This window comes from Kitasatospora sp. NPDC093558 (assembly GCF_040683475.1).
Classification (GTDB): Bacteria; Actinomycetota; Actinomycetes; order Streptomycetales; family Streptomycetaceae; genus Kitasatospora.
Genome location: NZ_JBFBDY010000239.1, coordinates 1 through 9,496, shown reverse-complemented (window position 1 = coordinate 9,496; position 9,496 = coordinate 1). Strand labels below are relative to the sequence as shown.

Sequence of the window (9,496 nt, the reverse complement as noted above, 5' to 3'; positions counted from 1 at the left end):
GTCCCCCGCGCCCTCGACGGTCGGCCCGCTCCAGCGGGCCATCGTCGCCGAGGCCCGCGCCATGCTCGACGCCGGACGCACCGGCCGGATCGTCCTCGGCCTCGACGGCCGCCCCTGCGACGAGCACGAGCAGGGCACCGTCACCTGCTTCGTCGAGTCCTACGTGCCCGCGCCGCGGATGATCGTCTTCGGCGCCATCGACTTCGCCGCCGCCGTCGTGCGGATCGGCCGCTTCCTCGGCTACCACGTCACCGTCTGCGACGCCCGGCCCGTCTTCGCCACCGCCCGCCGCTTCCCCGACGCCGACGAGGTCGTCGTCGACTGGCCGCACCGCTACCTCGACTCCCAGCTCGACCGGATCGACGGGCGCACCGTGCTGTGCGTCCTCACCCACGACGCCAAGTTCGACATCCCCCTCCTGGAGCGCGCCCTGCGGCTGCCCGTCGGCTACGTCGGCGCCATGGGCTCCCGCCGCACCCACCGCGACCGCAACGCCCGGCTGCGCGAGGTCGGCCTCACCGACGCCGAGATCGCCCGGCTGCGCTCCCCCATCGGCCTCGACCTCGGCGCCCGCACCCCCGAGGAGACGGCCGTCTCGGTCGCCGCCGAGATCATCGCCCACCGGCGCGGCGGCAGCTGCCTGCCGCTCAGCGCCGGGAACGGGCCGATCCACCACGACGTGGCGACGGCGGAGGCCGCGGACGGCACCCAGGCGCCGCACGCGGCGTGACGGGGCTCCGGCTCAGCGCACCACGCGGTGGGCCTCGAAGATCTGCGGCGGCGTGGACGTCGGGATGCCGACGTCCTGGAGGATCGGGGTCAGCACGGCCGCGAAGCGGTCCCACGCCTCCCGGGACTCCCACACGTCCGTCACGTGCCAGCCGGTCGACGTGGCGCCCGCCGCATGCGAGACGATCCCGCTGACGGGCAGGTCGGAGGGCAGGTAGAAGCCGGTGGTACTGCCGGTCAGGGCTTTGATCACCGCGTCGTACTGGGCCTGGGTGACGCCGGGGAGGTCGAACACCACAACGGTTGCCATCAGGGGCTCCTTCCACTGGACATTGGCGTAATCAGTGGAGCCCGACGCGTCGGCCCCGGCCACTCACGGCAACCACCCGAGTGACGTTGCAGGCCGTAGGGGGCGGCGCGAGGCTGGAGTTGCGGACTCACCCAGAGCCCGGGGAAGGAGCACCTGCCATGCGCGTCCTGCTCGACATCGAGATCGACACCGCGACCACCAACAAGCTGATCACCGACGGCACGGTCGGCGAGCGATTCGAACGGATCATGACCGCCCTCAAGCCCGAAGCGGCCTACTTCTTCAACCGCAACGGCCGCCGCGCCCAGGTCATCGTGATCGACATCCCGGACGAGGCGGCTCTGCCGTCCGTCTGCGAGCCGTTCTGGCTGGAGTTCAACGCGACCGTGCAGACCCACATCTGCATGAACCCCGACGACCTGCGCGAAGGACTGTCGCGGCTGGGCCGTTAGCGGCCGGCTCGGTCGACTCGGTCGTCGAGCGCGGGCTTCAGCCCACGTCTGGGCCAACGAGGCCCTGGCGTAGGCGCGCCGGGCAACAGCGCGAACGGGCACAGGAATCGAGCAGTAGGTAGGCCGTCCGTCACCCGCGATCCTCCGCCGTACCGACAGGACCAGGCCGACCGCCGTCGGCCGGCCGGTCAGAGGATCGCCTGCCCTTCCGATTGTTCACCGCGGCCTCAAGGGCTGCGTTGACCGTGGCGACCTCGGTCGTGGTGCCGAGGATCTCGGCGGCCTCGGCCAGGAGTTCGCCGTCGATGAGGTCCAGTGCGATGAGGGCCATGGCCAACCTCCGGAAACGGTACGGGCCTGCGATGTACGGTGCGCACCTACTGTCGCAGACCCGTACCGGCCTCAGGTCACGTTCAGGCGGGCGGCCAGGCGGAGGAGGGTGGGGCTGAGGCGGCTGAGGAGGCGGGCGGCCTTGGCCTCGGGGGTGACGGGGACGACGGGCTTCTTCGTGCGGACGGCGCGCAGGATCGCGGCGGCCACCTTCTCCGGCGGGAAGCCGCGGCGGGCGTAGAGCTTGGCGGCGCGGGCCTGCTTGGCGGCCTGTTCGGCGGCGGTGGTGGCGGAGAAGGTCGAGGTGCGGGTGATGTTCGTGTTCACGATGCCCGGGCAGATCGTGGAGACGCCGATGTCGTGGGACGCGAGTTCGGCGCGCAGGCAGTCGGAGAGCATGAACACCGCGGCCTTGCTGGTCGCGTACGCGGTGAGCGCCTTGGACGGCAGGTAGGCGGCGGCCGAGGAGACGTTGACGATGTGGCCGCCCTCGCCGCGGTCGGCCATCAGCGCGGCGAAGGCGCGGCAGCCGTGGATGACGCCCCACAGGTTGACGTCCAGGACGCGCTGCCACTCCTTCTCCGTGGTCTGCAGGAACGTCCCGGAGTGGCCGATGCCCGCGTTGTTGACCACGACGTCGGGCACGCCGTGCTCTGCGGCGACGGCCGCGGCGAAGGCGTCCACCGCGGCGCCGTCGGCGACGTCCACCCGGTAGGCGTGGGCCTGCGGGCCGATCAGGGAGGCGAGTTGCGCGGTGCGCTCGGCCGCGGCGAGGTCGAGGTCGCACACCACCACCCGGGCGCCGTCCTCGGCGAAGGCGAGCGCGGTGGCCCGGCCGATGCCGCTGCCGCCGCCGGTGACGACGACGAGCGGTCCTTCGCCCTTCGCGGGCTGCCCGCCGCCCGCTTCCGTCTTCGCCGTGAACTCGCGGACCATGGCGGCCACGTGCGCTCCCTTCTCCAGCAGCGCCGACCAGTGGCCGGCCCGCAGCGTCCGTCGGGTGAGGTTCGGGGCCCAGCGCTCCAGGCCCTCGGAGAGGTAGGTGCCGACGTAGCGGTCCTTGGTGAGGGTCACCAGCTGGACCGGCACCTCGGTCGGCCGTTCGCGCGGACGGCCCAGCGCGGGGCGGAAGTTGGCCCGGTACAGCTCGATGCCGCGCACCGCGTCCCGGCGCAGGCCCGGCTGCGGGTGGTCCGGCCGCGGCGTGACGTGCTCCAGGTCGCGCAGCACCCGCGGCCACGCGCGGGCCAGGCCGAGGTGCCACACGGCCGGCGCGAGGAACGGCAGGTGGAACGCGGTGATGTACCAGGAGTGCAGGCCCTGGTGGAGCAGCTGCCCGAGGTGGCGCGGGGTGGGGCGGCGCAGCCGGTGGCGCAGCCAGTAACCCATGTGGTCGAGGCAGGGCCCGGAGATGGTCGTGTAGGAGGCGATCCTGGCCTCCGCGCCGGGCGAGGTGACCGCCTCCCAGGACTGGACCGAGCCCCAGTCGTGGGCGACGACGTGCACCGGGCGGTCCGGGCTGACGGCGTCGGCGACCGCGAACAGGTCGTCGGCGAGCTGCTCCAGGCGGTAGCCGTCGCGGGTGGCGGGGGCTGCGGAGCGGCCGGCGCCGCGGACGTCGTAGCGCACCACGTGGTGGTCGCGGGCGAGGTCCGCGGCGACGTCGTCCCAGACGGCGTGGGTGTCGGGGTAGCCGTGCACGAGGAGGACGGTGGGGGCGTCCGGGTCGCCCTGCTCGTAGACGGCGAGCGGCAGGCCGCCGGAGTGGACGGTCCGGCGGGTCGGGGGCGTCGTCGGGCTCGCGGTCATCGGGTGGCCTCCAGGGTGGTGGGCTCGGACGTGGCCCCGGACGTCCAGCGGCGGACGTGCGGCAGGTCGTCGTCGAGCCAGTAGGCGTCGTCCTCGGTGACGACCAGCAGCTCCTCGAACTTGATGCCCACGCCGCGGAAGGCGATGTGCGGCTCCACCGCCCACAGCCCGGGGGTGGGCGCGTGCCGGGACGAGCGGCCGTCCGCCCACAGCGGCGAACGGCCGTGCAGGCGCTCGGAGACCAGCTCGCGGCCGAGGGTCTGCAGGGTGCGCACGCCGAAGCCGAAGACGGTGACCCCGGCGGGCCCGCGCACGGTGGTCCGGGTGACCTGGTGGCCGATCACCCGGCCAGGGTAGACCCGGTGGCGGTTGTCGTAGCCGTGCTCGGCGAGCTGCGCGTCCACGGCCGCGTACACCTCGTTCAGCGGGCGGCGGGCCCGCACCTCGGCCAGGATCAGCTCCCGGTAGACCCGCAGGTCGGCGGCGAGGCGGTCCCAGACCGGGTTCTCCCCGACCTTGCCGCCGTAGCCGATGTCCGCCGTGTAGCCGTCGACGATCGGCGCGCAGTCGAGGACGTACGGCATGCCCTCCTCCAGGCGGCGGTTGCCCGCGAAGAACTGCAGCGGGGTGCGGAAGTGGCGAAACGCCGTCCGGTCGCCGAACCACGCGAACGGGACGTGGAAGAAGTCCTGCACCCCGGCCGCCACCAGGCGCCAGCGCAGCTCGGCGGTGGCCTGCCGCTCGGTGACGCCCGGCTCGATCCAGGCGGCGACCTCCTCGGCGCAGTCGTAGGCGAGCTGCTGCGTCTCGCGGAAGCGGGCGAGGTCGCGCTCGTCGTACGGGAAGGGTGGGGTCGTTGGCGCCATCGGGGGCTCCTTCGGCAGGTCGGGCACGCTCGGGGGCTGCGCTCGTGGGGGCTGGCGGTCCGGCTACAGGTCCAGGACGAGGGTCTCGCCCTCGGCGGCCCGGGAGACGCAGGGCAGCAGGGCGCCGGCGGCGCGCTGCTCGGGGGTGAGGCGGCGGTCCCGGTGCTCGGGGCTGCCCGCGAGCACGCGGACCTCGCAGGTGCCGCAGAAGCCCTGGTGGCACGAGTACGGGAGGTCGGGACGGGCCTCGCGCAGCACGTCCAGGGCGGACCGGTCGGCCGGCACGTCGAGGGTCGGACCGTCCGCGCCGAGCCGCACCGCGAAGGGCTCGCCGCCGGTGATCGGGGCGGCCCCGAAGCGCTCGAAGTGCAGGGCCCCGGCCGGGGACCCGTCCAGCGCCCGCTGGACGGCCGCGAGCATCGGCGCCGGACCGCAGCAGTAGACGGCGGCGCCGCGCGGGGCGTGCGCGAGCAGCTCGGCGCCCGTCGGCACGCCGCCGTGCTCGTCGTCGGTGCGCAGCACGACCCGGCTCGGGTCGAGGGCGCGCAGCTCGTCCGTGTACGGGAGGGTGCCGGCGCTGCGGCCGACGTGGACGAGACGCCAGTCGAGGCCGTGGCGCTGCGCCTCGCGGGCCATGGGGAGGAGGGGGGTGATGCCGATGCCGCCGGCGAGGAGGAGGACGGTGGGCTCGGCGCAGAACGCGAAGCCGTTGCGCGGGCGGCGGGCGGTGAGGCGGGTGCCGCGGTGGAGGGTGTCGTGGACCTCCACGGATCCGCCGCCGCCCGTGGGGAGGCGGCGCACGGCGATGCGGTAGGCGGCGCGGTCGGCGGGGTCGCCGCTGAGGGAGTAGTGGCGTTCGCGGCCGGAGGGCAGGACGAGCCGCAGGTGGGCGCCGGGCTGCCAGCTCGGCAGGGGGCCGCCGGAGGGGTCGGCCAGGGTCAACTCGACGACGTCGGAGGCGAGTTCGCGGCGGTTGCTGACGACGAGCTGGAGCGGCGGGGTGGGCCGGCTGAACGGGCGGCGGGGGTTGCGGCGCAGCAGCGGGCCGCCGAGGGCCGGGGAGTAGCGGTCGCCGAAGGCGGTGAGCCGCCGCATGAAGCCGTCGGCGCGGGGGCGGCCGTAGAGGTCGGGGGGCGGGTTGAGCAGGTCCATCCGGCGGGGTCCTTGGCGTCGGGGCTGGCGGGGTGGGGGCGGGGGCGGCGGGTGAGGGCCGACGGCTGACAGGTTTCAGATTTCAGATAACAGAAAACGTTTTCTGTTATCTGAAATCTGTCACCCGTTCCCCGCCGCCGCGGCGCGGGCGGCCGGGGAGGTCGCGAGGTAGCCGAGGGCCTGGCTGGAGGAGCCCTCCTGGGTCGGGTGGTAGCCGGGCTTGAGGTAGCGCAGGCCCGAGCGGAGCGACTTGACCGGGTCGGGCAGCAGGCCGCGCCTGGCGATCCGGCCGGCCTCGCGCCAGGTGGGCTTGATCCGCCCGTCCAGGGTGGGGTCGGCGGCGAGCATGAAGCGGGCGCCGCGCACCCACAGGTGCACCAGCAGCGGCCCGGAGACGGCCATCCCGCGGATCCGGCGCAGGTAGCCCGGGTCGAGGTGGACCATCAGGTCGTAGGCGACGCTGCGGTGCTCGACCTCCTCGGCGCCGTGCCAGCGCAGCAGGTCGAGCATCGTCGGGTCGGCCTTGGCGCGGTCCAGGCCGGGCGAGTTGAGCACCCAGTTGCCGAGGAACGCGGTGAAGTGCTCGATGGCCGCGATGAAGGCGACCCGCTCGATGATGTTCTCGCGCCGCCGGGCCGGTGTCAGCCCCGGCTTGTCGCCGAGGACGCGCCGGAACAGCCAGGCGACCTGCCGCACGTACGGGCGCGGGTCGAGCCCCTGCCCGAGGAGGTGGTCGAGGACCTCCTGGTGGGCCTCCGCGTGGATGGCCTCCTGGCCGATGAACCCGAGGACCTCCTCGCGCAGTTGCTCGTCCCGGATCAGCGGCAGCGCCTCCTTGAACACCTTGACGAACCAGCGCTCCCCCTCGGGCAGCAGCAGGTGCAGCACGTTGATGACGTGGGTGGCCATCGGCTCGTCGGGGATCCAGTGCAGCGGGAGCGCGGCCCAGTCGAAGCGGACGTCCCGGGGCTCCAGGACGAGGCTCTCGTGCACGCGGGCCGCGGGCGCGGCGAGGGCGGGGACGGGGGTGGATCGGGGCATGGCGGGCCCTCCTGACCTGGGGGCGACGGCTCTGGGCGGCGGCTCGGCTCTGCTCGGCTCAGGGAAACGTACTCGCGGGTAGCGACCGGGACAAGGGTTTCGGCGACTCTTATCGACATCGAGTCTAATAAGTGATGTGCACCGGCGGACACCCCGGGAAACGCGCGGGGCCCCACCGGTTCTCCGGTGGGGCCCGTCAAAACAGCGGCGCTCAGACCGCCATCGCGAGCATCACCGGCGCCGCCCGGGCCGCGAGCAGCTCGGCCGCCGCCCTGAGCCGGTGCACGTTGTCCACCGGCATCGACATCGCCAGGCAGCCGACCGTGCTGCCCGCCGTCACCGGCACGGCCGCGCACACCGTGCCGAGCGCGTACTCCTGGATGTCCAGCACCGGGACGGTGGCCGGCTGCCGCTCCAGGCGGTGCATCAGCTGGTCGGCGTCGGTGACGGTGCGGGAGGTGAGCCGGGCGACCGGGTGGCGGGAGAGGTGGTCGCGCCGGGCGTCCGAGTCGAGCTGGCTGAGCAGGCACTTGCCGATCGCGCTCGCGTGCGCGGTGGCCCGGAAGTCCACCCACTCGTGCACCGGCGGGGCGTACTCGGAGGAGGAGACCGCCTCGACCGTCAGTTCCCCGTCGTGGTAGCGGCCGAAGTACACGGCGGCGCCCAACTCGTCGCGGATCTCGGCGAGTTTGCGGTTGAGCCGGGCGCGCACGAGCTGCTCCCGGTTGTGCTGGCCGAGCAGCGCGAAGGTGCCGCCGAGCACCCAGCCGCCGTCCTGGCACTGGAGGTAGCCCTCGATCTCCAGGATCTCCGCGAGCCGGCGCACGGTGGGCAGGCCGAGCGACGTCTCCCGCGCGAGGGCGACGAGGGTGGCGCCGTCGGGGTGCCGGTCGACGGCTTCCAGCAGTCTGAGGGCGTGCTGCAGGGAGGTGAACGGACCGGGTGGGCCCTGGTCCAGTGCGGCGTGACGACCCGGGGCTGGTGTCGACATGTCGTCCCCTTCCGATGTCCCCCACGGAGCGACCGCGGGCGTCCTCCAGCCTATCGACCCGAGGGCTCCGGCAACTGCTGTCCGTGAATATTCCGTGCAGCTGCGTATTCACGGAATGCCGGGCGAGCGCACGGGAGCACGCGGGGGCGGAAAACGCCGCGACGGGCCCTCCCCCACTGCCCAGGGGGGAAGGCCCGTCGTGCGGCCGCCGGGGTGCGGGCCCCGGCGGCCGGTGAGGGTGGAGAAGGAGTTCCGGTGAAAGGACCGTCAGCCCTCGTCGCCCGCGCGGAGCTTGGCGACGGCCGCCTCCAGGCGGGCGCCGTACTCCTCGTCGGCGGCGTGGAAGTGGGCCAGGTTCTTCTCGACGACGTCGTCGCGCGTCACCTGGGACAGGAAGCCCGCGATGTTGTTGATCAGGCGGGTCTTCTCGCCGTCCGACATGAGCCGGTAGAGCTCGCCGGCCTGGAAGAAGTCGTCGTCCTTGGTGTGGGCCGGCGTGGTGTAGGTGCCGGTGTGGCCGTCCAGCCTGACCGGCGCGGCGAGCGCGTTGTCGGTCTGGGCCGGGCCGTCGTACGAGTTGGGCTCGTAGTTCTTGGCGCGGCCGGACTTGTTGGCCGCCATCAGGCCGTCGCGGCCGTAGTTGTTGGCCTCGGTGGCGCGCGGCGCGTTGACCGGCAGCAGGGTGTGGTTGACGCCGAGGCGGTAGCGCTGGGCGTCGGCGTAGGCGAACAGGCGGCCCTGGAGCATCTTGTCCGGGGACGGGCCGATGCCGGACACGAAGTTGTTCGGCGAGAACGCGGACTGCTCGACGTCGGCGAAGACGTTCTCCGGGTTCTTGTTGAGCACCAGGCGGCCGACCTTGACCAGCGGGTAGTCGGCGTGCGGCCACACCTTGGTCAGGTCGAACGGGTTGAAGCGGTAGTCCGCGGCCTCGGCGACCGGCATCAGCTGGACGTAGAGGGTCCAGGACGGGAACACGCCCCGCTCGATGGCCTGGTGGAGGTCGCGCTGGTGCGAGTCGGCGTCGGCGCCGAGCACCTCGGCGGACTGGTCGCCGTCCAGGGAGCGGATGCCCTGGTTGGTCTTGAAGTGGTACTTCACCCAGTACGCGTCGCCGTTGGCGGCGACCCACTGGTAGGTGTGGGAGCCGTAGCCGTTCATGTGGCGGTAGGAGGCCGGGATGCCGCGGTCGCCGAACAGCCAGGTGATCTGGTGGGTCGAGGCCGGCGAGTGGGCCCAGAAGTCCCAGACGTTGTCGGCCTCCTGCACGCCCGTGTAGGGGTCGCGCTTCTGCGAGTGGATGAAGTCGGGGAACTTCACCGGGTCCTTGATGAAGAACACCGGGGTGTTGTTGCCGACGAGGTCGTAGTTGCCCTCCTCGGTGTAGAACTTCAGCGCGAAGCCGCGCGGGTCGCGCACCGCGTCGCTGGAGCCGAGGTTGCCCGCGACGGTGGAGAAGCGCAGGAAGACCTCGGTGCGCTTGCCGACCTCGGAGAGGAAGTCCGCCCGGGTGTACTGCGAGACCTCGTCGGTGACCTCGAAGTAGCCGTAGGCGCCGGAGCCGCGGGCGTGCACGACGCGCTCCGGGATGCGCTCGCGGTTGAAGCGGGCGAGCTTCTCCAGCAGCTGCTGGTCCTGGATCAGCAGCGGGCCGTACTCGCCGGCCGAGGCCGAGTTCTGGTTGTCGGCGACCGGGGCGCCGGACTCCGTGGTCAGGATCTTGGACATGGAGGGGTCCTTCAGGTGTCGGAACAAGTGGTGCTTCACGAGGGCGGAGAGGGTGGGCCGAGGGGGCCCCGAACGCGGAGCGGAGGCC

At 73.0% G+C, this 9,496-nt stretch carries 10 protein-coding genes; 2 read left to right on the top strand and 8 right to left on the bottom strand.

Annotated elements, in window-relative coordinates:
• Nucleotides 1-730 (top strand): XdhC family protein (locus AB0O00_RS21525; protein WP_363654109.1); only part of this gene is annotated, 730 nt, incomplete at its 5' end.
• 12 nt (nt 731-742) lie between these two features.
• Here the strand turns inward: AB0O00_RS21525 and AB0O00_RS21520 are convergent.
• Nucleotides 743-1,039 (bottom strand): hypothetical protein, encoded by a 297-nt coding sequence (locus tag AB0O00_RS21520; protein WP_363654108.1) that lies wholly within the window; start codon nt 1,037-1,039, stop codon nt 743-745.
• Between the two features lie 158 nt (nt 1,040-1,197).
• Between AB0O00_RS21520 and AB0O00_RS21515 the strand changes: the two genes are divergently transcribed.
• Nucleotides 1,198-1,491, top strand: a complete 294-nt coding sequence (locus tag AB0O00_RS21515; protein ID WP_363654106.1) for a hypothetical protein — start codon at nt 1,198-1,200, stop codon at nt 1,489-1,491.
• 130 nt (nt 1,492-1,621) lie between these two features.
• Here AB0O00_RS21515 and AB0O00_RS21510 read toward each other — a convergent pair whose 3' ends face one another.
• From AB0O00_RS21510 to AB0O00_RS21480, 7 genes are all read right to left on the bottom strand, one after another.
• On the bottom strand, nt 1,622-1,822 hold the full coding sequence (locus AB0O00_RS21510; RefSeq protein ID WP_363654111.1) for a type II toxin-antitoxin system VapB family antitoxin: 201 nt from the start codon (nt 1,820-1,822) through the stop codon (nt 1,622-1,624).
• Between the two features lie 71 nt (nt 1,823-1,893).
• Complete coding sequence (locus AB0O00_RS21505; protein ID WP_363654104.1) at nt 1,894-3,630, bottom strand: SDR family oxidoreductase; 1,737 nt, start codon at nt 3,628-3,630, stop codon at nt 1,894-1,896.
• Nucleotides 3,627-4,496, bottom strand: coding sequence for a M24 family metallopeptidase (locus AB0O00_RS21500; RefSeq protein ID WP_363654102.1), 870 nt, complete (start codon nt 4,494-4,496; stop codon nt 3,627-3,629). The genes AB0O00_RS21505 and AB0O00_RS21500 overlap by 4 nt, the downstream gene beginning before the upstream one ends.
• Nucleotides 4,497-4,559: 63 nt before the next feature.
• A complete protein-coding gene (locus tag AB0O00_RS21495; protein ID WP_363654100.1) occupies nt 4,560-5,648 on the bottom strand; it encodes a PDR/VanB family oxidoreductase in 1,089 nt (362 codons plus the stop codon).
• Nucleotides 5,649-5,768: 120 nt separating this feature from the next.
• On the bottom strand, nt 5,769-6,689 hold the full coding sequence (locus AB0O00_RS21490) for a metal-dependent hydrolase (protein ID WP_363654098.1): 921 nt from the start codon (nt 6,687-6,689) through the stop codon (nt 5,769-5,771).
• Nucleotides 6,690-6,900: 211 nt separating this feature from the next.
• Complete coding sequence (locus AB0O00_RS21485; RefSeq protein ID WP_363654096.1) at nt 6,901-7,680, bottom strand: IclR family transcriptional regulator C-terminal domain-containing protein; 780 nt, start codon at nt 7,678-7,680, stop codon at nt 6,901-6,903.
• A gap of 267 nt (nt 7,681-7,947) precedes the next feature.
• Nucleotides 7,948-9,408, bottom strand: coding sequence for a catalase (locus tag AB0O00_RS21480; RefSeq protein WP_363654094.1), 1,461 nt, complete (start codon nt 9,406-9,408; stop codon nt 7,948-7,950).
• Nucleotides 9,409-9,496 lie beyond the last annotated feature (88 nt).

What these genes read in the sequence shown, in the direction of transcription:
- AB0O00_RS21520 (WP_363654108.1), bottom strand. Translation starts at nt 1,039, where the DNA reads ATGGCAACCGTTGTGGTGTTCGACCTCCCCGGCGTCACCCAGGCCCAG.
- AB0O00_RS21515 (WP_363654106.1), top strand. Translation starts at nt 1,198, where the DNA reads ATGCGCGTCCTGCTCGACATCGAGATCGACACCGCGACCACCAACAAG.
- AB0O00_RS21510 (WP_363654111.1), bottom strand. Translation starts at nt 1,822, where the DNA reads ATGGCCCTCATCGCACTGGACCTCATCGACGGCGAACTCCTGGCCGAG.
- AB0O00_RS21505 (WP_363654104.1), bottom strand. Translation starts at nt 3,630, where the DNA reads ATGACCGCGAGCCCGACGACGCCCCCGACCCGCCGGACCGTCCACTCC.
- AB0O00_RS21500 (WP_363654102.1), bottom strand. Translation starts at nt 4,496, where the DNA reads ATGGCGCCAACGACCCCACCCTTCCCGTACGACGAGCGCGACCTCGCC.
- AB0O00_RS21495 (WP_363654100.1), bottom strand. Translation starts at nt 5,648, where the DNA reads ATGGACCTGCTCAACCCGCCCCCCGACCTCTACGGCCGCCCCCGCGCC.
- AB0O00_RS21490 (WP_363654098.1), bottom strand. Translation starts at nt 6,689, where the DNA reads ATGCCCCGATCCACCCCCGTCCCCGCCCTCGCCGCGCCCGCGGCCCGC.
- AB0O00_RS21485 (WP_363654096.1), bottom strand. Translation starts at nt 7,680, where the DNA reads ATGTCGACACCAGCCCCGGGTCGTCACGCCGCACTGGACCAGGGCCCA.
- AB0O00_RS21480 (WP_363654094.1), bottom strand. Translation starts at nt 9,408, where the DNA reads ATGTCCAAGATCCTGACCACGGAGTCCGGCGCCCCGGTCGCCGACAAC.